This window comes from Methylobacterium sp. Leaf108 (genome assembly GCF_001423265.1).
Taxonomy (GTDB): domain Bacteria; phylum Pseudomonadota; class Alphaproteobacteria; order Rhizobiales; family Beijerinckiaceae; genus Methylobacterium.
Map to the genome: position 1 here is coordinate 104,717 of NZ_LMND01000034.1, position 25,535 is coordinate 130,251.

Below are 25,535 nucleotides of genomic sequence, written 5' to 3' on the forward strand. Positions count from 1 at the left end.
GGTTTTGGCATGAGCCGGGTTTTGGCATGAGCCGGGTTTTGGCATGAGCCGGGTTTTGGCTTGAAGCGCCCGTCCGCGAGCCCCAGTTCTCGCCAGGCGCCGATCGTCGGCCCGGCGGCGGGGTCTCATCCCCCATCCGGTGCAGGAGCGCCCGCTCGCGCCGACGCCTTGACCCACACCCTTCCTTCGGGTGAGCGTTAACGAGGCGTGAAGCTTTTGCGGCAGAGAGTGGCGCCTCTGCAACGCCGCAATCGCGGCTATCCTCCGGGAGAATGACCACTCGGATGTCTGGCGACACCACCATCAGCCCGCGCGGCGCCTTCGGTTGGGCCTGGGACGAGGCGCCTCCGCGCGGCCCGGCCCTGTCAGCGCCGCCCGTGCGCAGCCGGCCACCGTCGGTCCAGGGGCGCGCCCTGAGGGGGGCGGCGGTCGTGGGCGGCATCGGCGTCGCGGCGCTGCTGGGTGGTTTTCTGAGCTTCGTCGCCTGCATCGACCGCGACGAGCGCGCGCTCTCCGAGCGGCCCGACGCCATCGTCGCCCTCACCGGCGGCGCCCAACGCATCGGCGACGCCATCGATCTCCTGGCCAGCGGCTATGGCCGGCGCCTGCTCATCACCGGGGTCAACGAGCGCACCAGCCGCGACGAGATCACCCGCCTGAACCCGAGCCAGCGCCACTGGATCGAGTGCTGCGTCGACCTCGACTACCGGGCCCGCAACACCATCGGGAACGCCATCGAGACCCGGCGCTGGATGCGGCTGCACCGCTTCAACACCGTGGCGGTGGTGACCTCGAACTATCACATGCCCCGCACGCTGATCGAACTCGACCACGCCCTGGCAGGCCGCGACCGGGTGGTGCCCCATCCCGTCGTCGCCGAGGGCGTCGGCCCGCATTGGTGGCAGAGCCCGGCCTCGACCCGGCTGCTCGCCTCGGAATACGTGAAGTTCCTGGTGGCCTGGGTCCGCACCCGTTTCGAGAACGACCCCGAAACCTCGCGCGCTGCGGTCCTGATCGGCCGGCGCAAGCCCGTGCGGGTCGTGTCCGAGACGCTGATGCGCGAGAACGACTGACGTCCTTCAGTCGGACGACGGCTACGATCGGTCGTGCCTGCGCAGCACTTCGCGCAGGACGATCCACCCTCCCCCCGCCGCCATCAGCGCCAGCACATACCAGGTGACGGCGTAGACGAGGTGGTCGTTGCGGAAGGCGACCACCGTCAGCCCCCCCACCGGTAGTCCGCCGGGATTGGGCGTCGCATCGGCATCGACGAAATAAGGCGCGACGCGTGTGAGCCCGCGGGCGGCGGCGATGGCCGCCACGTCGCGGGAATACCAGCGCTCGCCCGCCGGATCGTTCGACCGCAGGAAGGCACCGCCCGGTTCGCTCAGGCGCAGGAGACCGGTCACCTGGGCCTCGTCCGGTCCCGGCTCCCGGCTCGCCGGCGCGCGCCGGTCCGGAGGCACGAAGCCGCGGTTGATCAGGATGGTCGTCCCGTCGGCTCGGCGCAGCGGCGTCACAACCCAGAAGCCGGGGCCGCGGTCCGTCACCGCCTGGACCAGCGTCTCGCGAGCGTGGAGGAACACACCCTCGGCGCGAACGCGGCGGTACTCGTCGCTCGCCCGAGTCGGCGCGGGCAGGTCGTCGGGAGCGGGCGCCGTCGCCGGCTCGGCCCGGATGCGGGCCTCCACGCGGGCGATCAGGTCCAGTTTCCAGACCCGGCGCTGGAGTTGCCAGGTTCCCAGCGCGACGCAGACCCCGCACACCGTCGCCGCCAGCAGCCCGAGGGTCGCCAGGGTTCGCAGCGAACCGCGGCGACGGTGGGGGATGCCCGCCACGGCCGGTCAGGGCATGTGCTGCTTCATGTCCTCGGCCGACATCGGCATCATGTTGGCGTTGAGGTGGTGCATCACCCACAGCGACCCGACCAGGGTGATCACCACGAGGGTCGCGGTGAAGATCAACGCCAGCACCGTCCAGCCACCCTCCGAGCGGGTGTCCATGTGCAGGAAGTAGATCATGTGGACCACGACCTGGACCATGGCGAAGGCCATGACCACGAAGCCGGTGATGCGCGCGTTGCCGATGACGTCGCCCATCACCAGCCAGAACGGGATCGCCGTCAGGATCGCCGACAGCACGAAGCCCGTGACGTAGCCCCGGACCGAGCCGTGAGGTTCGCCCTCGACGCTGTCGTGGCCGTGGCCGTCCTTGGTCTGCGCGGCATCCGCCGCCGAATTCGCGCGCGTCGCCGAGCTCATTTCAGGGTCCCCATCAGGTAGACGAAGGTGAAGACGCCGATCCAGATCACGTCGAGGAAGTGCCAGAACATCGACAGGCACATCAGCCGGCGCTTGTTGTCGACCTCGAGCCCGCGCACCCCGACCTGGATCATGAGGACGGCGAGCCAGACGATGCCGAGGGAGACATGCAGCCCGTGCGTCCCGACCAGCACGAAGAAGGAGGACAGGAAGGCGCTGCGCTGAGGCGTCGCCCCCTCGTGGATCAGGTGGGCGAACTCGTAGATCTCGAGACAGACGAAGACGATGCCGAACAGGCCGGTGAGGCCGAGCCACAGGAGCGTCGCGGCCCGCCGGTCCTTCTGCATCTCCAGCATCGCAAAGCCGTAGGTGATGGAGGAGAACAGCAGCATGGCGGTGTTGAGCGCCACGAGCTTGAGGTCGAACAGGTCCGCTGGCGACGGGCCGGCGGCGTAGTTGCGCCCCACCACCGCATGCGTCGCGAACAGGACCGCGAAGATGAGGCAGTCGCTCATCAGGTAGAGCCAGAACCCGATCAGGGTCGCGGGCGCATGGGGATGGTCCTCGGTCTCGTAGAACCGGAGGGCTTCCTCCTCGCCGGAGGTCGCGGTGTCGGCCTGGGTCGCCATGTCGATCAGGCCTGTCTTGCCATCAGCCGCGTCCGCTCGCCCTCGGCCCGCACGACGGCGTCGGCGGGGATGTCGAAGTCGCGGTCATAGTTGAAGGTGTGGGCAATGGAGACCACGAGGATCGCGACGAAGCTGACCGCCGCCAGCGGCCACATGTACCAGATCATCGCGAACGAGAAGACGGTGCTGAGGCCGCCGAGGATCACGCCGGTCGCGGTGTTGCGCGGCATGTGGATCGCCTTGAATCCGGTGAGCGGACGGCTGTAGCCGCGCCGCTTCATGTCCGACCACGCATCGTGGTCGTGGATGACCGGCGTGAAGGCGAAGTTGTAGTCCGGCGGCGGCGAGGCCGTCGACCATTCGAGCGTGCGGCCGCCCCACGGATCGCCGGTGAGGTCGCGCAGTTCGTCGCGCCGGCGGTAGCTGACGACGAGCTGGACGATGAACGAGAGGATGCCGAGCAGGATCAGCACCGAGCCGATCGCCGCGACCACGAACCAGATCTGGAGCGAGGGGTCCTCGATCCGGTTGAGGCGGCGCGTGACGCCCATCAGGCCCAGCAGGTAGAGTGGCATGAAGGCGACGTAGAAGCCGGTCAGCCAGAACCAGAACGACATCTTCCCCCAGAACGGATCGAGCTTGTACCCGAACGCCTTGGGGAACCAGTAGGTGATGCCGGCGAACATGCCGAACACGACGCCGCCGATGATGACGTTGTGGAAATGCGCCACCAGGAACAGGCTGTTGTGGAGCACGAAGTCGGCCGGGGGCACCGCCAGCAGCACGCCGGTCATGCCGCCAATGACGAAGGTCACCATGAACCCGAGCGTCCACAGCATCGGCACCTCGAACCGGATGCGGCCGCGGTACATCGTGAACAGCCAGTTGAAGATCTTGGCCCCCGTCGGGATCGAGATGATCATCGTCGTGATGCCGAAGAACGAATTCACCGAGGCGCCCGAGCCCATCGTGAAGAAGTGGTGCAACCAAACGAGGTAGGCGAGGATGGTGATGACCACCAGCGCGTAGACCATCGAGGCGTAGCCGAACAGGCGCTTGGACGAATAGGTCGAGACGATCTCGGAGAACACGCCGAAGGCCGGCAGGATCAGGATGTAGACTTCCGGGTGACCCCAGATCCAGATCAGGTTCACGTACATCATCGGGTTGCCGCCGAGATCGTTCGTGAAGAAGTGCGTGCCGACGTAGCGGTCGAGGGAGAGCAGCGCCAGGACGGCGGTGAGGATCGGGAAGGCGGCCACGATCAGCACGTTGGTGCAGAGCGAGGACCACACGAAGATCGGCAGCTTCATCATGGTCATGCCGGGCGCGCGCATCTTCACGATGGTGGCGATCAGGTTGATGCCCGACAGGAGCGTCCCGACGCCGGCGATCTGCAGCGCCCAGATGTAGTAGTCGACCCCGACGCCGGGACTGGAATCGGCCCCCGACAGCGGCGGCATGGCGAGCCAGCCGGTGCGGGCGAATTCACCCACGAACAGCGAGGCCATCACGGTGGCCGCCCCGCTCGCCGTCATCCAGAAGCTGAGGTTGTTGAGGAAGGGGAAGGCGACGTCGCGCGCGCCGATCTGAAGCGGGATGACGTAATTCATCAGGCCCGTGACCAGCGGCATCGCCACGAAGAAGATCATGATCACGCCATGGGCCGTGAAGATCTGGTCGTAGTGGTGCGGCGGCAGGTAGCCCTCGCCGCCACCGGAGGCCAGCGCCTGCTGGCTGCGCATCAGGAGCGCGTCGGAGAATCCGCGCAGCAACATCACGAGCGCCATCACGATGTACATGATGCCGATCTTCTTGTGGTCGACGGATGTCAGCCAGTCGCGCCACAGCGGCCCCCACCAGCGGAAGTAGGTCATGATGCCCAGAAGCGCCGCGCCGCCGAGCGCGACCATGGCGAAGGTCACGATCAGGATCGGGTCGTGGAGCGGAATGGCGTCCCAGGTCAGTCGCCCGAAGACGAGCGTCTGAAGGTCCGGATTGGAGAACATGCGATCGTCTCGCTCGCTGGTGTCCGCGACGTGTGGTCAGTTGTTCAACTGGGCGGGGGCGGAGCCGCCGTGGTTGTGGCCGCCATGGTTCATGCCAGGTGAGTGACCCTGATGCGGATTGGTCTTTTCCAACTTGTCCTGGCCGGGCTCGTCCTTGCCTGAGCCGTCGCGCGAGCCGCCCGAGGTCACGCCCTGGGGCTTGTGACCGTCGCGCGATTCGCGCCCGGAGGCGGGGAAGGTGGCGCCCACGGCCTCGTCGCCCTGCTCGGCGTGGCGGTTGTCGTAGCGCAGGCGGTCGCGGTTGGCCTGGCTGTCCTTGCCGGCGCCGCCCATGGCGTCGATGTGCATCATCTCGTGCATGCACATCTTGCCGGGCAGCACGCACATGTTGAGCGCAGCCTTGTAGAGCCCCTCCTCGACGGACGCGAAATAGCGGACCGGCTCGGCCTCCGTCGGCTTTTCGAGGGCGATGTAGGCGTCGCGGCTCAAGGGCTTGCCCTCGCCCTTCACCTTGGCGACCCATTCGTCGAACGCCTCGCGCTTGAGGCCGTGGAACTTGAAGTTCATCCGCGAGAAGCCGGAGCCGCTGTAGTTGGCGGAGAAGCCGTCGAAGATCCCGGCCTTGTTGATCACGGCGTGGAGCTTCGTCTCCATGCCGGGCATGGCGTAGATCTGGCCCGCGAGCGCGGGAATGAAGAACGAGTTCATCACGCTGGCCGAGGTGATCTTAAAGGTGATCGGCACGTCGACGGGAGCGGCCAGCTCGTTGACAGTGGCGATTCCCTGATCGGGATAGAAGAACAGCCATTTCCAATCGAGGGCGACGACCTCCACCGTGATCGGCTTAACATCGGCCGGCAGCGGGCGCTTGGCGTCGAGCCTGTCCAGGGGCCGGTAGGGATCGAGGGTGTGGGTGCTGATCCAGGTCAGCGCGCCGAGGGCGATGACGATGGCCAAAGGCGCCGCCCAGATCACCACTTCGAGCTGGGTCGAATGGTGCCAATCGGGATCGTAGGTCGCTTCCGTGTTCGATGCGCGGTAGCGCCAGGCAACGAGCGCGGTCAGCGCGATCACCGGCACGATGATCAGGAGCATCAGGCCGGTGGAGGCGAGGATCAGGTCGCGCTGGCGCATGGCGATGTCGCCGGACGGCTGCATCAGCACGACGTTGCAGCCCGACAGCACGACGGCGAGGGCCGCGAGCGCGAGGCATCGCACGGGGCCGCGCCTTGACAGGTCGCGCTTGGATCTGGGGAACATCCGATCTCTGGTCATCGAGCGTGAACGGCAACCTTGGCGCCGAGGGCACCGGGCGAGGGGTTTCCTGCGCTGCAACACGTCATTCCGCAAGTCCTGGTGCGCAAGCCCCGAGCCCGCGGCGCGACGGCGCATGACCGGCATGGCGGAGACGTGACTCGCGGCGGAGCACCCGGGGCCGAGCACATGACACCGCTTCACCCCGACGCATCTTGCTGCGCTTTGACGCACGATCAGGCTGCCGCATAAGCGTTCCGAAACGGGGCCGCCACGGCGGGCCGCCGAATCAGTCACGCGAGCGATGGCGTCCCATGAGCGCAGACCGAGCCCTGCCCACCTCCACGCCCCTCGAGCGCGACGTGCGGCAGACTACCAACGACGATCACAAGGTGGCACCGGGCGAGATCGCCATCGGCGTCGTGATCGGGCGCATGTCGGAGTACTTCGATTTCTTCGTCTACGGCATCGGCTCGGTGCTGGTGTTCCCCAAGGTGTTCTTTCCGTTCCTGGAGCCGCTGCAGGGCACGCTGGCCGCCTTCGCGATCTTCGCGCTGGCCTTCGTCGCGCGGCCCTTCGGCACCTTCCTGTTCATGGAGATCGGCCGCCGGCACGGTCGTGGCGTCAAGCTGACGACGGCCCTGTTCCTTTTGGGCGGATCGACGGCGGCGATCAGCTTCCTGCCGCGCTACGACCAGATCGGGGTCACCGCCATCCTGCTGCTGGCCGCCTTCCGGATCGGCCAGGGACTGGCGCTGGGCGGCGCCTGGGACGGCCTCGCCTCGCTCCTGGCGCTCAACGCCCCCAAGGAGCGGCGCGGCTGGTACGCGATGATCCCGCAGCTCGGGGCACCGCTGGGCTTCATGCTGGCGAGCCTGCTGTTCGCGTTCTTCCTCATGAACATCTCCACCGAAGACTTCGTCGACTGGGGCTGGCGCTACCCGTTCTACGTGGCCTTCGCGGTCAACGTGGTCGCCCTGTTCGCGCGCCTGCGCCTCATCGCGACCGAGGAGTTCACGATGCTCCTCGACCAGAGCGAACTGCTGCCGACACCGGTGGCGGAGGTCGTGCGGGTCAACGGCCGCGTCATCCTCATCGGCGCCTTCGTGCCGCTGGCGAGCTTCGCGCTGTTCCACCTCGTGACCGTGTTCCCGATCAGCTGGATCGTGCTCTACACCCAGCGCTCGGCCGGCGAGTTCCTGATGGTGCAGTTCGTGGGCGCCATGGTCTGCGCCGGGGCGGTCGTCGCTTCCGGGATCATCGCCGACCAGATCGGCCGCCGGCGGCTGCTGGAATTCGCCGCCGGCCTCGTCGGCCTTTTCGCGCTCGCCAGCATCGTGGCGCCGCTCCTGTTCGAGGAGAGCGCCATCGGCCAGACGATCTACGTGATCGTCGGCTTTGCCCTGCTCGGCCTCTCCTACGGGCAGAGCACCGGTGCGGCGACCTCGAACTTTCCGGCCCGCTACCGCTACACCGGCGCGGCCCTCACATCGGACCTCGCCTGGCTCGTCGGCGCCGGATTCGCACCCCTGGTGGCACTGAGCCTGTCGAGCAGGTTCGGCCTCGCCTGCATCGGCCTCTACCTGCTCTCGGGCGCGATCTGCACCTTGGCGGCGGTCCGCTTCAACACGCCGGAGATGCGTGCGCGCTGACGGCGGATTGCCTGATGCCGTGCTGAGCGTCACCCCTTTCGAGTCGTGGTGCTCACGTCTGAAGACTCTGGGACACGAACGACGCTATTGCATCATCTTTCCGCAATCGTTCGTTCGCGGTCTTCGGCGTTGGCCTGCGGATGGTTTCGCTACGCGGGTCTTGCATCGACCCTCCGCAGACCTCGCCCCATGGTCGAGGCCATCCCGTCTCGGGGGTCGACGCGGCGCCTCGTCCAATAGCCTTCCGCATTCGACGAACATCGCCTTCGTAGCGACGGTGGCGATCTCCGCTTTCCCTTCTCGCGATGAATGGCCGGTCGCTTCCAGATCATCCGCGCATGCGGACCGAATTCATCGCTCGTCAGTCGGCAAACGGCCGGACGACAGGGGTTGCAGTTGCGCAAATCGACCATACCTGTCGGCCGTAATCCTTGGCCTGAATCACGGTCCCGTTGCGCAAAGGCTCACGAAAACGACGTTGAACCTTTCTCAGGATTGCCAGTTAAGCTCGGCATTATCCCCGTGCGTCTTGGAGGTTTCCACAGCGGGACGGAGAAAGGATCGATCACATGGAATCCGCAGAGGCTTGGCACCTGACTGATCGGCTCGCGACCGAGCACGGCAAAGCAGATCCCTTTGCGGCGGCAGTCCGGGCCACCCGGATGGCGATGATCATCACCGATCCGCGCCAGGACGACAATCCCATCGTCTTCGTCAACGACGCGTTCCTGAACCTGACAGGCTATGGGCGGGACGAGGTCATGGGCCGTAACTGTCGCTTCCTCCAGGGAGAGGAGACGGACATGGGTGCCGTCGCCCTCGTCCGCGACGCGGTGCAGGACAACCGCGATATCGCCATCGACCTCCTGAACTACCGCAAGGACGGCACCCCGTTCTGGAATGCGCTCTATCTGAGCCCCGTCGTCACCGAGGCCGGCGACCTGCATTATTTCTTCGCCTCGCAGCTCGACGTGACGGACCGGGTCGAAGCGCAGGCCCGGATCCAGGCCGAGAAAGAGCGCTTCGAGCGCGAGGTCGCCCGGAGGACCGCCGACCTCACGGAGGCTCTCGCCGCCAAGACGATGCTGGTCCACGAGGTCGATCACAGGGTCAAGAACAACCTCCAGATGGTCGCTTCGCTTCTCACCATGCAGACCCGCACCATCACCGATCCGACGGCGCGGGCGGCCATGGAGCAGATGCTCAGCCGCGTCGAAGCCCTCGGTACCGTCCATAAGCGCTTGTACCAGTCGCACAATGTCGAGCGTTTCGACGTGGCGGAATTCGCGCGCGAGCTGGTGACCGACCTCATCAACGGGTCCGGACGCCCGGACCTGTCGCTCCATCTCGACCTGGAACCGGTGGAAGTGCCGGTGGAGAAGGCGCCGCCGGTGGCCCTGATGATGAACGAACTCATCACCAACGCCCTCAAGCATGCCTTCCCGGAACAGCGCCCCGGCCGGCTGTCGGTGGCCGTGAGACCGGACGGAAACTATTTCGGGATTACCATCATTGACGACGGTGTCGGCATGTCGACGCAGGCGCCCGTTCGCAGGACCTTCGGCAAGCGGCTGATCGAGACCCTGGCCCGTCAACTGAACGCCAGTATCGCCTGGCAGCCCGCGGATCCCGGGACCCGGATCAACATCCGCCTGCCGCGTGAGGCGGCGGACAGCAGGAACACCGCGTGAGCACTCCCCTGCGCGTCATGATCGTCGAGGACGAGGCCGTCATCCAGATGCAGCTCGAGATGTTGCTGGAAGATGCCGGGCATATCGTGGTGGCGACCGCCTTCTCCGCCGAGGAGGCCATCGCCGACGCCCACAGGACACGTCCGGACGTCGTGTTCGTCGACATGCGGTTGCGGGGGCGCTCGTCGGGGCTCGACGTGGTGGACGCGATCAGAGCGATCGAAGGGACGATCATCGTGTTCGTCACCGCCAACGCCGCCGATCTCGACGAGGAGTGCGACGGGGCGGCCGCCGTCATCGCGAAGCCCTTTTCCGTCGGCGTGATCGAGGAGAGCCTGCGCTATATCGAGGAATGCGTGCATCGCCCGCCGCCCGAAGCGAAACGGCCCCTCGGACTTCGGGTCGCGCCCTCGTACGACGCCCACCTCGAGTCGTTCCGGCGACCGCAATCTGGAAGCGACCGCGGCGCACAGTTCTGAAGCCGTTGCGGCCTGCCGTTCCGAGATACCGTTCGCACATCGGACATCGCGAACGTCGATGCGTTGCCCTTTCGGTCACGGTGTTCTTCGAAAAGCGCCGGCGGATACCGAGGAGCCCGGCTTTTGGTCCGTTCCGGCGTGACGAGGTCGCCTCGCCTTGCTACGCCCCGCAGGAGCATGTGTTCGCCGAGCGGCGCTCGCGGACCACCCCTTGACCGATGACGAATTTCCGATGACAGATCCCAGTCGCCGTGCACTCCTTTCCGGTGCCGCCACCAGCTTCCTGACCATGGCGGCCCTCCCCGCCTTCGGGCAGGGCGGTCCGGTCGGCCCCGATGGCATCGACGGCTACCCGCCCTTCGACGACGACCGCCTCTACCGCGACGAAGCCGGACGGCTGTATCGCCGCCGCGGCGGCACCTACGTTCCCTACGGCGAGCGCACCGCCGCGCCGGCTCCCTCGGCGCCGGAGTTCGAGCCCGAGGCAGCCCCCCGGCGGAGGGTCGCCGAGCCGAGGCCGGCGGACAAGATCGCGGCTGCACGGCCCCTCGACAACGGGCCGATCGACTATGCCCGCGCCTATGCCGCGATCCCGGACGAGCCGTTCCCGGTCCTGGCCTTCAACTACAAGCGCATGAACCCGGCCTTCCTGCGCCAGGACATCGCCTACACCGGCCGCGAACCGGCGGGCACCATCCTGGTCGATCCGCGCGCGCATCATCTCACCCTCGTCCAGGGCAACGGTCGCGCCCGCCGCTACGGCGTCGGCGTAGGCAAGCAGGGCTTTTCCTGGTCGGGCATTTCGACGGTCAATTCCAAGCAGGCTTGGCCGGATTGGTATCCGCCCAAGGAGATGATCGCCCGCACCCCGAAACTGGCGCGCCAGGTCTCGCAGCTGCAGAGCGGGCTCGGCGTGCCGGGCGGCTCGCGCAATCCGCTGGGTGCGCGAGCCCATTACCTCTGGCAGGACAACAAGGATACGCTCTACCGCATCCATGGGACGCTGGAGCCGGAATCGATCGGCCGTAGCGTCTCGTCCGGATGTATCCGCATGATCAACCAGGACGTCATCGATCTCTACGGCCGGGTCGAGATCGGGACTCGTGTGGTGGTCTTGGGCTGACGGCCGGCGGGTCGGAGCTGGGCCGGGCCCTGAGGCGTACTGTCCGGAAGCGGAACCTAGGACCGGCCGACCGGATTTCCCCTGACACGAAGGGGCGTCGCCGGATGGTGCTCGCCCGTCACGGAGATCCAGGCATCATGGCAAAGAGCAATCCTGCGCGGTCGCGCGTCGAATCCGATCGCCTCAACACTCCCACCGACCTGTCGCCAGAGGCGACGAAGGTGATTTCCGAAGGGCTGACGGTTCTGCTGTCGGACCTCTTCGCCCTCTATCTGAAGACCAAGAATTTTCACTGGCACATGAGCGGGCCGCATTTCCGCGACTACCATCTGCTCCTCGACGAACAGTCGGACGAGATCTTCGCGATCACCGACGATGTCGCCGAGCGTGCCCGCAAGATCGGCGGCACCACCCTGCGCTCGCTCGGCGAGGCCAAGGCGAAGTCGCGCTTGGCCGACAACGATGCGGAGTACGTCTCGCCGCTCGACATGCTGGCGGAACTGCGCGACGACAACAAGACGCTCGCCGCCAACATGCGGGAGTTTCACGAGGTGACGGACGAGCACAAGGACGTGTCGACCACCAGCCTCCTCGAGGAATGGATCGACCAGGCCGAGCGTCGCACTTGGTTCCTCTACGAGATCACCCGCACGGCGACGCAGTCGGGCCACTGATCGGACGCGAGTGACCGATCGCTTTCGACACGAAAAAGGCCCCGCGTCCGGATGGAACGCGGGGCCTTTTTCACGGGACACGGTGAGTGCCCCGGCCGCTCACGCGGCGGGGGTGATCTCGCCTTCGCGTACCGCCCGCTCGCCGGTGCCGGACTTGATCCGATAGAACGGCTCGCCGGTCTGGTCTTCCGGCACGAGCCGGACGATCTCGAACACGTCCCCCGTGTCGGTCTTGGCGTCGGCATAGCCGATCCGCGAACGGCGGACACGCTGGCCGAGCTTGAATTTATGGGACATGTCGATCTCTTCCTTATCGTGAGGATACGGCTCTGGCCGATCCCTTGGGCGGGACAGCCAGCGCCGCCCTGATTTGGCAGAGGTCGCGCCATCCCCTGCCCTTGGACCACCGGGACGCGGGTCCCGCCCTTCGAGGCCGACGCGCCACGCAAGCGGCGGGTCGACCCTCCAGGGAATTGGTCCTACTTGCGGGTCTTGCCGGCCTTCGCCTTCCGGGCAGCGTAGCGCGCGTCGCGTTGGGCCTTCTGCTCGAGGCGGGCGGCGTTGGCGCGCTCGATCTTGTCGGCGGCTTCCTGCACGGCGGCGGCGGCAAGACGCTCGCGCTCGGCATCGGCCTCGGCCACACGCTGGGCTTCCATCTCGAGGCGGGCAGCCTCGCGGGCGGCGACGCGGATCTCGCGCTCACGGACCACAGCGGCGCGCTCGGCCTTCCGGGCCACGACCTCGGGATCGTCCGCCGGCGGGCGGGCACGAAAGCGCGCAAGCGCAGCCTCACGGGCCTCGGCCTGAGCCTTGAGGCGATCGGTCATCGAGTTTTCGTTGAATTGGCTCACACAGGGTCCTGGTTTGGAGAGCCGGCACATGGCCTGCCCTGGAAAACGAAGGAGGCCGCTCTCCCGTGGGGAGAGCGGCCTTCGAGACGTCAGGCCCGGAGGCCCGATGGGCTCAAGCGGACTGGAGGTTTCCGGCGGACTGCTTTCCGCTGCGCTTGTCGGTCTCCATCTCGTAGGAAACCTTCTGGCCCTCAGCGAGGCCACGCATGCCGGCGCGCTCGACAGCCGAGATGTGCACGAAAACATCGTTTCCGCCGCCATCCGGCTGGATGAACCCGAAACCCTTTTGCTCGTTGAACCACTTAACAGTACCGACAGCCATAATCATCCTTCGCCCTTGCGGGCATAGTTCTCGGACAACCCGCGCGGGATCTGCGCAGGCTTCGTCCGCTTTACCGATGTTGAGAGAGAGAGACGGACAACCGGCCTTTTGGGGCCGCACAACCGAAAACCTGGCGCAAATCAGTCTGACAGACATAGCCTCTCGGGATCGATTTTGCAAACCTTTTACGGCCGAGGATCGGAGACGGCGGATTTATTGACGAATGCCTTAAGAACAAGCTCGACTTTCATCACCCCGGCATCGTCGGGGTCGGCCTTGGTCGTGAACCCGAGGCGGCGGCAGACCGCCAGCATCGGGCGGTTCTCGCGCAGCACCGACCCTTCGATCCGCTCGAGCCCCTCGGTCCTAGCCCAGTCGATCATCATCCTCATGAGAGCATGGCCGAGGCCGAGCCCCTTCGTGTCGCTGCGCACGAGGATCGCGTACTCGCCCGCGACATGGTTGGCGTCGGCGTGGAGCCGCACGGCACCCAGCATCGTCCCGGTCTGCGCCTCCTGCGCCACGAAGGCGATGGCGCGGGCGTAATCGAGCTGGGTCAGGCGGGCCAGGAAGGCGTGGTTGAAGTCGCGCACCGGCGCGAAGAAGCGCAGCCGCAGATCCTCGGCGCTGACCTGCGCGAAGAAGTCGTGGAACAGCGCCTCGTCCTCCGGCCGCACCGGGCGCACCCGGATCGCGCGGCCCTTCAGGGCGATCGATCGCTCCCACTCCACCGGATAGGGGCGGATGGCGAAACGCGGATGATGGGCCCCGCGCGGGCGCTCTCCGGCCCGGACGACCTGCGGCGCGATCATGACCCGGCCGTCGAGGGCGACGACCCCATCGGCATCCGACAGCAACGGGTTGATGTCGAGTTCGCGCACCTCCGGCAGGTCGGCGGCGAGCTGGGCGAGCTTGACGAGGACGAGGGCCAGCGCATGGCGGTCGACCGCCGGCACGTCGCGGTATGCGGCCAGGCGCCGGGCGACACGGGTGCGGTCGATGAGATCCTGCGCCAGACGCAGATCGAGGGGCGGCAGGCCGAGCGCCCTGTCGTCGATGACCTCCACCGCGGTGCCGCCGCGGCCGAACACGACGACCGGGCCGAAGACGGGGTCTTCGGCGAGGCCCGCGATCAACTCGCGCTGCTTGCCCGCCCTCACCATCGGCTGGACGGCGAAGCCGGTGATCCGCGCGTCGGGGCGCGAGAGTCTGACGCCGGCCACGATGGCGGCGGCGGCCTCGCGGATGTCGGCCTCGCTGGTCAGGTCGAGTCGCACGCCGCCGACGTCGGACTTGTGGACGATATCGGGCGAGACGAGCTTCAGGGCGACGGTGCCGCCGGCTGCGATGATCGCCCAGCCGGCGGCGGCGGCGGCCTCCGCGTCCGGCGCCAGCGTCACGGGCAGGCTTGGGATGCCGTAGGCGGCAAGGAGACCCGCCACCGAGACGGGATCGAGCCAGGTGCAGCCCTCCGTCAGAGCCGCTTCCACCAGGGTGCGAGCCCGCGCCCTGTCGGGCAGGAAGTCCCGCGGCAGCGAGTCGGGCGTGCGCATGAGGTCGTCCTGCGCCTCCCGGTAGCGGACGAGATGCAGGAAACCCTGCACCGCATCCGAATCGGTCGAGAAGCGGGGGATGCCCGCCTTGGCGAAGGCCGCCAGCGCCGCCTCGTCTTCGCCGAGGGAGACTGCGAACACCGGCTTCCTGCGGCCCTCGCGGCTTCGCGCCGTCGTCACCGTCGCCGCGATGGCCTCGGCCACGGCTGCGCTGTCGGAACGGGCAGTGGGGACATGGATCGCGAGGATCGCGTCGACGGCCGGGTCGGCCAGCAGAGGCGACAGGGCGGTCTCGTAGTGGGGCGCGTTCGCCCCGATCCCGAGATCGACCGGATTGGCCTCCAGCGGCGCCAAGGTGCCACCACCATCGGCGAGCTGATCGGCGGCGAGCGCCCCGATGCCGTAGCCGTTGGCGAGGATGGCCAGGCGACGTCCCGGAAACGGGCGTTGCCGGCCCAACGTCTCCACAGCCGAGAACATCGCATCGAGATTGCCGACGCTGAGCAGGCCGGCCCGGCGAAAGGCCGCCTCGTAGACCGCGTCCGGCCGCGCGAGGGCACCGGTGTGGGTGAGGCTCCCGGCGGCGGTGATCGCGGCGGGATGCCGGCCGGTGCGCAGGACCACCACGGGCTTGGCCCGCGCCGCGGCGCGGGCCGCCGACATGAACTTGCCCGCGTCCCGCACCACGTCGATGGACAGCAGGATCGCGCGGGTGTGAATGTCGCCGGCGAAATAATCGAGGCAATCGGCGACGTCGATATCGCAGGCTTGGCCGAGAGTGATCGCCGCCGAGAAACCCACCGCACGCTTGGCGGCCCAAGCCACGATGCCGGCCGCGACCGTTCCCGATTGCGATATCAGGGCCAGGTCGCCCGCGGAGGGCGCTCTCGAGAACAGGCTGGCATCGAGGCACGCCCCCGGCGAGGACAAGCCGATGCTGCCAGGGCCGACGATCCGCAGCCCGTAGGGTTTGGCCGCAGCCCAGACGTCCCGGCACAAGACGTCGTCGCGGTCTGCGGTCAGCACCACCGCGACCCTGGCGCCGCACGCTCCGGCTTCCTCGACCAGACGAGGCACGGCCGTGGGCGGAGCGGCAATCAGGACGAGATCGGGAGGTTGGAGCTCGGCGAAGGACGCGACGCTCTGCGTGTCGCCGACAATTCCCCCCACCATCGAGATCGTGCCGCGAAACTGGCTCGCCCGTAGATTGGCGACCATGCCCCGGCCGAGCGCGGCCGATGTCTCATCGGCGACCGCCACGACCACGGATCGCGGCGCGAGCAGGGCGTCGAACCTGGATGTACTCATCGATTCGTCAGCCCGTGCCCGGGCCGGACCCTCGCCCGCCTGCACCGGGCAGGCAAGGGCTCCGGGGAGTCGGGTCGGTCAGGACGCCGAGAGACCGGGCAGAACGAGGGTCTCGTGAAGCCGGAAGATGCAGGGCCACCTCATCCGGATCGCGAGATCCTGCGCCTCTTCCAGGCTGATCGCGCGTTGGCGCGCAACTTCATCGAGACTGATCCATCCGGCTGCCATCGCAGACCCTCCCCTTCGTGCGTTCGGTGCGTTAAGGCGCGGATGCGCGTCGGGTTCCGGGTGGATCGTCAGCCCGGGCCCGCGCCGGAGCAGCCATGGTCGAGGTCCGGGAATCCATCGTCTGCGCGATGCGCGAGATGATCGCGTGCGGCCTCAGCCAAGGCACCGCCGGCAACATCAGCGTGCGGCACGGCGACGGCTTCCTGGTGACACCCTCCGGCATCGCCGCGGACGCCCTGCGGCCGGAGGATATCGTGCCGATGACGATGGCGGGCACCCACGACCATGCCCTGGCGCCGTCTTCGGAATGGCGGTTCCATCGCGACATCCTGGCGGCGCGCCCGGAATTCGAAGCGATCGTCCACGCCCACCCGACCTATTGCACCGCCTTCGCCATCTGCGGTCGGTCAATCCCGGCCGTGCACTACATGATCGCCGCGGCCGGCGGCCCGACGATCCGCTGCGCGCCCTATGCGCCCTACGGCACCCAGGCGCTGTCCGACCACGCCGTGGCGGCGATGGAGGCGCGCAACGGCTGCCTCCTGGCCAACCACGGCATGATCGCGGCCGGCCCGACGCTGGCCAAGGCGCTCTGGCTCGCCGTCGAGATGGAGGCCCTGTGCCGCCAGTATGCGGTGGCCCTGCAGGTCGGGGCTCCGGTCGTTCTGCCCGACGAAGAGATCGCCCGCACGGTCGACCGCTTCAGGTCCTACGGACCGCGTCACCGCGACCCGGCATAGGCGGGCGCCACAGGCCCGGTCGCGTCGACGGCCATCAGGACCGACCGCACCGGGATACGGTTCCCCGGACGCCAGAGTTGCGGTCCTCGACCTTGCATGCACCGGGCGATCCCCGGCCTCGCCCCGAGGCTTGCGGTGCCGGGACGTTGCGGCACGTCGCGCCGACCCGACATCTGCGGGCGGGTAAATTCTACCTCAAGTTGTCAAACAACGACCATGGATAGCCGGCGCTCCACCTTTGAAAATCAGGCAGTGCCCAGGTGGGGATATGGCTACACGGTGATCGGCACCGAGGGTTGTTCACGTCGATGCAGCAAATCGACACAGACCGCATGGTGTGGCGATGACGATGCCTCACGACAGGATCCGCCCTCCATTTACAAAGAGAATACAGTCGCAATTCCTCATATTACGCCTCTTGCGCTCTGAATTGGAACATCTTAGGAGCATCGAACAGACGCTGTCGCTAGGCTTGCCATCGCATCGTATTTCGATGCCGTATACGGGCCAAAGATTGTATACAAAATACTATCGGGAGTTGAGAATGAAGGCCGAGATCGATACGGGAGCGGATTACATCGAGCTTGCAGCCGGCGTCGTCTCGGCCTTCGTCAGCAACAATTCGGTTCCGATCGTCGAGCTGCCCGCCCTGATCGCGCTGGTCCACGGGACGCTCGCACGCCTGGCGGGCGACATCGTCGAGGAGAAGCCCGAGCCGCTCACCCCCGCGGTGTCGGTCAAGCGCTCGGTGACGGCGGATCACATCGTGTGCCTGGAGGACGGGAAGAAGTTCAAATCCCTCAAGCGGCATCTGCGGACACGCTACGGAATGACCCCGGACGAGTATCGCGCGAAGTGGAACCTCGCGAGCGACTATCCGATGGTGGCTCCGAACTACGCCGCGGCTCGGTCGGAGCTCGCCAAGAACATGGGGCTCGGCCAGCAGCGCCGGAAATCCCGCGCCCCCGTCGCCACGGAAGGTACACCGGTGGCACCCGATGCGCCGGTGCGTGCGCGACGCGCGAAGCCAACGGCCTCGGCCTGACCATCCACGCACCTCGGCTCGGCGGCTGCAGACACCTCCCCAAGGGGGTGAGCGGGGCCGGTCCAGAGCATCGCCACAGAAGCGGCTCCGGACGATGTCCACAGGAAAGGCGCCCCTTGCCGAGCGGTCGTCCGCGCTCGGCGGCGCCGGCATATCCCCTTTGAACGAATTGGCGTTTTCACGATCCCGCCGCGATGACGGGCTTCCCGGCGCGCCGATCGTCGGCCCGTTGTCCCCAGACGCGGTCGTCTTGCGTTAGCGCCGATGCAACGCTGCGCATGAGATCCCCTTCGACAGGTACGCGTCGTCGGGCAACCCGCGGGGGAAGCCGACAGGCTTGCTGCGGGAGTGTCATGTCAGGCGGATCGTCCCTCGTCACCCGTCTGTTCTGGACCATTCTCATCGGAGCCGCCGCCGCGTTCGTCTGGGGAATGCCGGCCGTCGCCGTGACCGGAATGGGCCTTGTGCTGGTCCTGCTTCGCCATCTCGACCGGCCGCGACGCCTGCGCCGCCTCGTCCGGCGGATCGCCTCGCCCCATGCCCGCACCCTGGCCCTTCGCCGACGGCAGGAGTGCTTCGTCGACGCCTACGGCAACACGATCCGCGACGGCTGGCAGCGTGAGCGCGCGTATTTCGCCGAGCGCACGATCCTGCCGCGCCTGGAGGCGCGCGGGCTCGGCGAGGAGGGCGAGGCGCGCTGGGCCGAGATCCTCGAGGTCGTCGAGGCGGTGGCCGAACGGGTCGACCTGCCCGACGAGACCGACGTCCCCGAGGAGGGAATCGCCTACGAGCGCCACTGCGCGGGGCGCCTGCGCGCGGCGGGCTGGCAGGCGCGCACGACCGCGGCCAGCGGCGACCAGGGCGCCGATATCGTGGCGGAAAGGGACGGGCTTCGCCTCGTGGTGCAATGCAAGCGCCATGGCCGGCCCATCGGCAACGCGGCGGTGCAGGAGGCGGCTTGCGCGGCGCGGTACTGGTCGGGCGACCTCGCCGCGGTCGTCACGAACGCGGGCTTCACGCCCGCGGCGCGCAAGCTCGCCGCGGCCACCGACGTGCTCCTCCTGCACCACGACGACCTGACCGACCTCGACCTGTCGGCGATCCGCCGCGCGGTGGCGCAGGATCGTTGATCACTCCGCCGGCAAGGGTGTCCAGGCGTGGCCCCGACGGTTCAGAAGCGTATCCGCAGCGACGGGTCCGTCGCTGCCGGCGGGATAATCCGCCACCGGAGCGTCCTTCCATGCGGCGATCAGCGAATCGACCACCGCCCAGGCGCCCTCGATCATGTCGGCTCGCTGGAACAGGCTGCCATCCCCTTTCATGGCATCGAACAGCAACGATTCGTAGCCGACCCCCGGCAAGGCGTCGGCCGACCCATTCAGGGTGGCGACGGCCGGATCGAGGGCCATCGCGGGTCCCGGGCGCTTCACGTTGAGGGATCCGGCAAGCCCCGATCCCGGGTCGACGAAGAGCCGGAGAACGTTGGGCGCCGCTCCCACCCCGAACAGTTCCGCATGGGGCCGCTTGAAGTGGATCGCGATCTCGGTCCGGCGCCGGGCGAGCCGCTTGCCGGTGCGAAGGTAGAACGGGACGCCCTGCCAGCGCGGGGTATCGATGGCGAGCGAAAGGGCGACGTAGGTTTCGGTGAGCGAGCCGGCCGCGACATCGGCCTCGTCGCGATAGCCCGGCACCGGTCGGCCGTCCTCGCGGCCGGCACCGTATTGTCCGCGGACCGCGTCACCGACCGGTGGCCGGATCGCGGCGATCAACGCGGCCTTGGCGTCCCGTACCGCCTCGGCATCGAGGGAGGCGGGCGCCTCCATGGCGATCATGCAAAGCAGCTGGAACAGGTGGTTGGGCACCATGTCGCGCAGGGCCCCGGTGGTCTCGTAGAAGCGGGCGCGTCCCTCGACGCCGATGGTCTCGGCGGCCGTGATCTCGATGAAATCGATGTGCTCGCCGGTCCAGGCCGGCTCGATCAGCCGATTGGCGAAACGAAGGGCGAGGATGCCCTGCACGGTCTCCTTGCCGAGGAAATGATCGATGCGAAAGATCTGCTCCTCGCGCGCGCTTTTCAGGATGCGGGCGTTGAGGGCCCGTGCCGAGGCGAGGTCGCTGCCGAAGGGCTTCTCCACCACCACGCGGCGAAAGCGGCCATCCGTTTCGTCGAGGAGACCGGCCGCCCCGAGATGGTCGATCACCGGGCCGAAGAAGCGTGCCGAGACGGCGAGATAGAAGATCGCGCTGCCGTCGAGGATCCCGTCCAACGCCCGGTAGGTCTCGGGCGCATCGAAGTCGCCGGTGTGATACCGCAGTCTCTCGCACACGAAGCGCCAAGTGGCCTCGTCGATGCGGTCGGGATGGAATTCCGCCGTGTCGTCCCTGGTGAACCCCTGCATCGTCTCGGTCAGGGCCTCGCGCCAGCCGGCGTCGGTGTTCTCGTTGTGATCGACGCCGACCACCCGGAAGCCGGCGGGCAGGTGACCGGCACCGGCGAGGTTGTAGAGGGCCGGCATCAGCAAGCGCTGCGTCAGGTCGCCCTTGGCTCCGAAGACGACGAGGGTGCAGGCCGGGGCCACGCTCGGCCCCGTGCCTGGGGTGGCTGGGGTTTCGCTGTCCTGCATGGAGACGATCATCCGCTGAATGCCGCGACGGGCACCGTCGCCGGTCAAACGGTTGCGGCCCGGCCCCGTTCCCGAAGGCGCGGACCGGTGCCTATTCGTCGGTCCGCACCGCCGAACCGCCGTCGATCGGCAGTTGGACTAGGATCAGCGCATCCTGCGTCGGCAGGCTGCGCACGTCCCAGCCGCCACCGAGGGCGCGGATCAGCGACACCGCCGTGGTGAACCGGTTCAGCCGTACCTGGAGCGCGGAGACCTCGTTGTTGAGGGCGATGGCCTGGGCGGTGACGACGGTGGTGAAGTTCTGGGTGCCGGCGCGGTATTCGTTCAGGGTGATCTCCACCGCCCGGCGAGCCAGCACCACCGCCTGGTCCTGCGCCGCCTGCTGGCGCGCGAGGATGCGCACGCCGGCAAGCCCGTTCTCGACCTCTCCGAAGGCGGTCAGGACGGTCTGTCGGTAGGTGGCGACGCTGGCCTCGTAGGCGGCGCGGGCGACCTGGACGACGGCCGACCGCGCGCCGCCGTCGAAGAAGACCTGGCTTCCGTTGGCGGCGATGGACCAGACCTGGTTCACGGCCGAGAACACGCCATTGCTGGTGACCCCGGAGAACCCGCCCGACGCCGACAGGGTCACGGTGGGATAGAAGGCCGCCACCGCGACGCCGATCTGCTCGCTCTGGGCCTGAACGTTCCGCTCGGCCTGGGCGATGTCGGGGCGCCGCTCCAGAAGGTCGGACGGAATGCCGACCGGAACCGCCGGCGGCCTCGTCGGCAGCGATCCGACCGGCAACGACAACTCCGAGGGCGGGCGGCCGACCAGGGTGGCGATGGCGTGCTCGAAGATGGCCCGCTGAAGCCCCACCGCGATGGCCTGGGCCTGGGTGGTCTGGAGCTGGGTCTGGGCCGTGATCACGTCCGAACGGGCCGCAACGCCGACGTTGTACTGGTTCTCCGCGATGGCGAGGCTCTTGCGGTAGGCCTCCACCGTCTCGTTCAACAGGCGCTGCAGCGAATCCTGGTACCGCAATGTCAGGTAGTTCGTGGCGATCTCCGACTGGATCGCCAGGCGCACGGCGGCGAGATCGGCGGCGGTGGCCTGAGCGGTGGCGACCTCGCTGGCGATGGTGCGGCGGATGCGGCCGAACAGGTCGAGCTCCCAAGAAGCCTGGCCCTGGAGCGATACGGAGGTGCGCTCGGAGCCCAAAGATCGGGACCGGGCGATGCTCGGCGCGCCGATCACCGTCGGGAACAGGGCGGCGCGGGCCTGGGCGACGAAGCCGCGGGCCTGATCGTAGGTCGCCACCGAGACGCGCAGGTTCTGGTTGTCCACGTCCACGAGGCGGATCAGCCGGTCGAGGGCGGGATCGCGAAACACCCGCCACCAATCGCCGCGCTCGGCCCCGTCGTTCGGGCGCGCGGCGCGCCAGCCCTTGCGGCTCGCGACATGGGCAACGCTGTCCTCCCGGGCCCCACCCTGCTTGAACGCCAGCGGCGTCTCCACGGAGGGACGGGAATAATCGGGGCCGACGAGGCAGCCGGAGGTCGCGAGGGCCAGCGCGAGGACGGCGGCCATCCGCACCAGCCGGGCGCGCCGACCTGTCCCCCCTGCCGGGGAGGATGGGCCGTGACACGGATCGGGAGCGCGCGAAACCGCCCTCTTGGGATCGATCACCGCCCCTCCTCCCGCCCGGCATGCGCCGGGGCTCCTGCCCCGCAGCAGGGGGAGGGTCGCGAACCGGGTCATCGACCGAACCGTCATTCCGCCGGTACCGCCTGGACGCCGCCCGCAGCCTTCGGGCGCCGGCGCAACCGGTCGAGATAGAGGTAGACGACGGGCGTGGTGTAGAGGGTCAGGATCTGGCTCACGATCAATCCGCCGACGATGGCGATCCCCAGCGGGCGACGCAGTTCCGAGCCCTCGCCGCCGGCGACGATCAGCGGCAGCGCGCCGAGGAGAGCGGCCAGCGTTGTCATCATGATCGGGCGGAAGCGCAAGAGGCAGGCCTCGACGATCGCGTCGCGGGGCGGGACCGCCCGCGTCCGCTCCGCATCGAGGGCGACGTCGATCATCATGATGGCGTTCTTCTTGACGATGCCGATCAGCAGGAACACCGCGATGAGCGCGATCACCGTGAACTCGGTGCCCGAGACGAGGAGCGCCAGCAGGGCGCCGATCCCGGCCGAGGGCAGCGTCGAGAGGATCGTGATCGGGTGGATGTAGCTTTCGTAGAGGATGCCCAGGATCGCGTAGACCGCCAGGATCGCGGCCAGGATGAGGAGCGGCTGGCGCGAGGAGGAGGCCTGGAAGGTCTTGGCGGTGCCGGCGAATTCCCCGTGGATCGTGGCCGGGGCCCTGATTTCCGCCATCGCCCGATCGATGCCGACCGTGGCGTCCGAGAGGCTCTTACCGGCCGCCAGGTTGAACGAGATGGTGGTGGCCACGAACAGGCCCTGGTGGCTGACCTGGACCGGGGCATTGCCGGTCTCGAGCCGGGCGAAGGCCGAGAGCGGGATCATGGTCTCGCGGGCACTCGACACCGGTGCGCTCGACGAAGCGCCGCTGCGGCCACCGGCGATGGCGTTGGAGGCCGCGTTCCTGGCCGGATCGGCCGCGATCGCGGCCGCGTCGGTTCCGGCCGACCCGGTGGCACTGGTCCCGGCGGCGGCCGCCGCCGGCCCGGCCGTGTCGCCGGCCACCGTACCGGCCACCGCATTGGTGCGGGCCGAACCGCGCGCGTTGCCGCCCGAGGTCGAGACGTAGATCGTCTTGAGGGTCTCGGGCGACTGCAGGTAGCGCGAGGCGATCTCCATCACGACACGGTACTGGTTGAGCGGGTTGTAGATCGTGGAGACGGCGCGCTGGCCGAAGGCGTCGTAGAGCGTGTTGTCGATCTTGTCGGGGGTCAGGCCGTAGCGGAACGCCGTCGCGCGATCGATCACGAGGCGGCTCTCGAGGCCGCCCTCCTGCTGGTCGGAGGTCACGTCGGCGAAGGTCGGGTCACGCTGAAGCGCCTGGACCAGCTTGGGCGCCACCGCATAGAGCTCGTCGGGGGTGTCGCCCTGGAGCGTGTACTGGTAGGTGGCGAAGCTCTGGCGCCCGCCCATCCGCAGGTCCTGCCGGGGGGTGAGATAGAGGCGCGCGCCGGGCACGCGGGCGAGCTTGGGCCGCAGTCGATTGATGACCTCGCCGATCGGCGCACGCTGTCCGAGGGGCTTGAGGCCGACGAAGACGTTGGCCGAATTGGTGCCGCGCCCGCCCGTGAACCCGACCACGCTGTCCACGGCCGGATCGGCCTGGACGATGGCGCTGGCCTGTTCGAGCTTCTGCTTCATCGCCTGGAACGAGATGCGCTGGTCGGCCTGGATGCCGCCCATCATCTGGCCGGTGTCCTGCTCGGGAAAGAACCCCTTGGGCACGATGATGTAGAGGTAGACGTTGAGCCCGACGGTCGCGAGCAGCACGAGCAGCACGAGGCGCGGATGGCGCAGGGCGATCCGCAGGGTGCGCCCATAGCCGCGCAGCATGGCCTCGAACCCGCCCTCGAGGATGCGCAGGAGCAGGGTGGGGCGCTTGAGTGGCGTCCCGTCGGCGCGGTGGCCTTCGGGCTTGAGGAAGACGGCGCACATCATCGGCGTCGTCGTGAGCGACAGCACCAGCGAGATCAGGATCGCGAGTGACAGCGTCACCGCGAACTCCTCGAACAATCGCCCGACGATACCGCCCATGAGCAGGATCGGCAGAAACACCGCCACCAGCGACAGGCTCATGGAAATGACGGTGAAGCCGACCTCGCGCGAGCCGAGCAGCGCCGCCTCGACCCGCGGCTTGCCCTCCTCGATATGGCGCTGGATGTTCTCCAGCACCACGATGGCGTCGTCGACGACGAAGCCGGTGGCGATGATCAGCGCCATCAGGGACAGGATGTCGAGGCTGTAGTTCAGCAGGTACATCGCCGAGAAGGTGCCGATGATCGAGATCGGCACGGCGACGGCGGGGATCAGCGTCGCACGCCCCGAGCGCAGGAAGACGAACACCACGCCGATGACGAGGACGACGGCGATGATCAGCGTGTGCTCGGTCTCGGCCAGCGAGGCCCGGATCGTCGCGCTGCGGTCGCCGGTGATGGTGAGGTCGATGTCGCCCGGCAGGGCCGCCCGGACCTGCGGCAGCGCCGCCTTCAACCCGTCGATGGTCTCGACGACGTTCGAGCCCGGCTGCTTGTAGATGAACAGGATGACGCCCGGCTTGCCGTTGATGAGGCCGAGATTGCGCTTGTCCTCCACCGAATCGAGCACCTGCCCGACGTCCGAGAGGCGCACCCCGGCGCCGTTGCGGTAGGCCACGACGATGTCGCGGTAGTCCGCCGCCACCCGGCCCTGGTCGTTGGCATAGAGCTGGTAGTGGCGGCTCTCGGTCTCGATTGCCCCCTTGGGCGAGTTGGCGTTGGCGGAGGCGAGCGCGGCACGGATACCCTCGAGGCCGATCCCGTAGTTGAACAGCGCGGTGGGATCGAGTTCCACCCGCACCGCCGGCAGCGACGAGCCGCCGATGTCGACGTTCCCGACACCGGGGAGCTGGGACATCTTCTGCTGCACGATGGTGGCAGCCGAATCGTAGAGCTGGCCCGGCGAGAGCGTGTCCGAGGTGAGCCCCAGGATGAGGATCGGGGAATCGGCCGGGTTGAACTTGCGATAGGTCGGGTTCTGCCGCAGCGCCGTCGGCAGGTCCGCGCGCGCCGCGTTGATCGCCGCCTGGACGTCGCGGGCGGCCCCGTCGATATCGCGGTCGAGGCCGAACATCAGGACGATCCGCACCGAGCCGGTGGAACTCGTCGAGGTCATCTCGGTGACGTCGGCGATGATGCCCAGCCGCCGCTCGAGGGGCGAGGCCACGGTGGTCGCCATGGTCTCCGGCGAGGCGCCCGACATCGTCGCCTGGACCAGGATGACGGGGAAATCCACCTGCGGCAGCGGCGCCACCGGCAGTTTCGTGAACGCGAAGATGCCCGCCAGCAGCACCCCGAGGGTGAGCAGCGTGGTCGCGATGGGACGGCGGATGAAGGGCGCGGAGATGTTCACGGACGAACACCCGCCA

Annotated in this window: 22 protein-coding genes; 9 read left to right on the forward strand and 13 right to left on the reverse strand. The window is 68.0% G+C overall.

Features of this window, described 5'->3' with window-relative positions; genetic code table 11:
• The first annotated feature begins 284 nt into the window (after window positions 1-284).
• On the forward strand, window positions 285-1,073 hold the full coding sequence (locus ASF39_RS18525; RefSeq protein WP_082494670.1) for a YdcF family protein: 789 nt from the start codon (window positions 285-287) through the stop codon (window positions 1,071-1,073).
• A gap of 21 nt (window positions 1,074-1,094) precedes the next feature.
• On the opposite strand, the gene ASF39_RS18530 is transcribed toward ASF39_RS18525, so the two are convergent.
• From ASF39_RS18530 to cyoA, 5 genes are read right to left on the reverse strand one after another with little or no spacing between them, the layout of a single operon-like run.
• A complete protein-coding gene (locus tag ASF39_RS18530) occupies window positions 1,095-1,805 on the reverse strand; it encodes an SURF1 family protein (RefSeq protein WP_056286764.1) in 711 nt (236 codons plus the stop codon).
• A 39-nt stretch (window positions 1,806-1,844) separates the two neighbouring features.
• Window positions 1,845-2,261, reverse strand: a complete 417-nt coding sequence (cyoD, locus tag ASF39_RS18535; RefSeq protein WP_055889755.1) for a cytochrome o ubiquinol oxidase subunit IV — start codon at window positions 2,259-2,261, stop codon at window positions 1,845-1,847.
• Complete coding sequence (gene cyoC / locus ASF39_RS18540; protein ID WP_055889936.1) at window positions 2,258-2,890, reverse strand: cytochrome o ubiquinol oxidase subunit III; 633 nt, start codon at window positions 2,888-2,890, stop codon at window positions 2,258-2,260. Before cyoC ends, cyoD begins: the two co-directional genes overlap by 4 nt.
• A gap of 5 nt (window positions 2,891-2,895) precedes the next feature.
• Entirely contained in the window at window positions 2,896-4,899 is a 2,004-nt protein-coding gene (gene cyoB, locus ASF39_RS18545) for a cytochrome o ubiquinol oxidase subunit I (RefSeq protein ID WP_055889759.1), read from the reverse strand.
• Window positions 4,900-4,935: 36 nt separating this feature from the next.
• Entirely contained in the window at window positions 4,936-6,159 is a 1,224-nt protein-coding gene (gene cyoA / locus ASF39_RS18550; RefSeq protein WP_056286671.1) for a ubiquinol oxidase subunit II, read from the reverse strand.
• A gap of 308 nt (window positions 6,160-6,467) precedes the next feature.
• Here cyoA and ASF39_RS18555 point away from each other — a divergent pair, with 308 nt between their 5' ends.
• The 5 genes from ASF39_RS18555 (at window position 6,468) to ASF39_RS18575 (ending at window position 11,772) form a co-directional block, all read left to right on the forward strand.
• A complete protein-coding gene (locus ASF39_RS18555) occupies window positions 6,468-7,805 on the forward strand; it encodes an MFS transporter (RefSeq protein ID WP_056286674.1) in 1,338 nt (445 codons plus the stop codon).
• Window positions 7,806-8,374: 569 nt separating this feature from the next.
• Window positions 8,375-9,496 carry a histidine kinase dimerization/phosphoacceptor domain -containing protein gene (locus ASF39_RS18560; protein WP_056286676.1) on the forward strand — a complete coding sequence of 374 codons (1,122 nt, stop codon included), beginning with the start codon at window positions 8,375-8,377 and terminating at the stop codon, window positions 9,494-9,496.
• A complete protein-coding gene (locus ASF39_RS18565) occupies window positions 9,493-9,975 on the forward strand; it encodes a response regulator (protein WP_055889776.1) in 483 nt (160 codons plus the stop codon). Before ASF39_RS18560 ends, ASF39_RS18565 begins: the two co-directional genes overlap by 4 nt.
• A gap of 232 nt (window positions 9,976-10,207) precedes the next feature.
• On the forward strand, window positions 10,208-11,098 hold the full coding sequence (locus ASF39_RS18570; RefSeq protein ID WP_056286679.1) for a L,D-transpeptidase: 891 nt from the start codon (window positions 10,208-10,210) through the stop codon (window positions 11,096-11,098).
• A 137-nt stretch (window positions 11,099-11,235) separates the two neighbouring features.
• On the forward strand, window positions 11,236-11,772 hold the full coding sequence (locus ASF39_RS18575; RefSeq protein ID WP_056286767.1) for a DNA starvation/stationary phase protection protein: 537 nt from the start codon (window positions 11,236-11,238) through the stop codon (window positions 11,770-11,772).
• 99 nt (window positions 11,773-11,871) lie between these two features.
• On the opposite strand, the gene ASF39_RS18580 is transcribed toward ASF39_RS18575, so the two are convergent.
• The 5 genes from ASF39_RS18580 to ASF39_RS22155 form a co-directional block, all read right to left on the reverse strand.
• Complete coding sequence (locus tag ASF39_RS18580) at window positions 11,872-12,069, reverse strand: hypothetical protein (RefSeq protein WP_055889782.1); 198 nt, start codon at window positions 12,067-12,069, stop codon at window positions 11,872-11,874.
• A gap of 182 nt (window positions 12,070-12,251) precedes the next feature.
• Window positions 12,252-12,653 (reverse strand): DUF6481 family protein, encoded by a 402-nt coding sequence (locus ASF39_RS18585; RefSeq protein WP_280137228.1) that lies wholly within the window; start codon window positions 12,651-12,653, stop codon window positions 12,252-12,254.
• Window positions 12,654-12,735: 82 nt separating this feature from the next.
• The gene (locus ASF39_RS18590) at window positions 12,736-12,945 is read right to left on the reverse strand and encodes a cold-shock protein (protein WP_055889794.1); all 210 of its coding nucleotides are present in this window, start codon (window positions 12,943-12,945) and stop codon (window positions 12,736-12,738) included.
• Window positions 12,946-13,130: 185 nt separating this feature from the next.
• On the reverse strand, window positions 13,131-15,806 hold the full coding sequence (locus tag ASF39_RS18595; protein ID WP_056286680.1) for a bifunctional acetate--CoA ligase family protein/GNAT family N-acetyltransferase: 2,676 nt from the start codon (window positions 15,804-15,806) through the stop codon (window positions 13,131-13,133).
• A gap of 78 nt (window positions 15,807-15,884) precedes the next feature.
• Window positions 15,885-16,034: a hypothetical protein gene (locus ASF39_RS22155; RefSeq protein WP_210168683.1), complete on the reverse strand. Its 150-nt coding sequence runs from the start codon at window positions 16,032-16,034 to the stop codon at window positions 15,885-15,887.
• A gap of 95 nt (window positions 16,035-16,129) precedes the next feature.
• On the opposite strand from ASF39_RS22155, the gene ASF39_RS18600 reads away from it, so the two are divergent.
• From ASF39_RS18600 to ASF39_RS18610, 3 genes are all read left to right on the forward strand, one after another.
• Complete coding sequence (locus tag ASF39_RS18600; protein WP_055889800.1) at window positions 16,130-16,774, forward strand: class II aldolase/adducin family protein; 645 nt, start codon at window positions 16,130-16,132, stop codon at window positions 16,772-16,774.
• A gap of 544 nt (window positions 16,775-17,318) precedes the next feature.
• Window positions 17,319-17,819 carry a MucR family transcriptional regulator gene (locus ASF39_RS18605; RefSeq protein ID WP_056286683.1) on the forward strand — a complete coding sequence of 167 codons (501 nt, stop codon included), beginning with the start codon at window positions 17,319-17,321 and terminating at the stop codon, window positions 17,817-17,819.
• A gap of 353 nt (window positions 17,820-18,172) precedes the next feature.
• Complete coding sequence (locus ASF39_RS18610) at window positions 18,173-18,949, forward strand: restriction endonuclease (protein WP_056286686.1); 777 nt, start codon at window positions 18,173-18,175, stop codon at window positions 18,947-18,949.
• Here ASF39_RS18610 and zwf read toward each other — a convergent pair whose 3' ends face one another.
• From zwf to ASF39_RS18625, 3 genes are all read right to left on the reverse strand, one after another.
• Window positions 18,950-20,443: a glucose-6-phosphate dehydrogenase gene (zwf, locus tag ASF39_RS18615; RefSeq protein ID WP_056286768.1), complete on the reverse strand. Its 1,494-nt coding sequence runs from the start codon at window positions 20,441-20,443 to the stop codon at window positions 18,950-18,952.
• A gap of 91 nt (window positions 20,444-20,534) precedes the next feature.
• The gene (locus ASF39_RS18620; RefSeq protein ID WP_056286689.1) at window positions 20,535-22,013 is read right to left on the reverse strand and encodes an efflux transporter outer membrane subunit; all 1,479 of its coding nucleotides are present in this window, start codon (window positions 22,011-22,013) and stop codon (window positions 20,535-20,537) included.
• 182 nt (window positions 22,014-22,195) lie between these two features.
• Window positions 22,196-25,519: an efflux RND transporter permease subunit gene (locus ASF39_RS18625; protein ID WP_055889810.1), complete on the reverse strand. Its 3,324-nt coding sequence runs from the start codon at window positions 25,517-25,519 to the stop codon at window positions 22,196-22,198.
• Window positions 25,520-25,535: the final 16 nt, after the last annotated feature.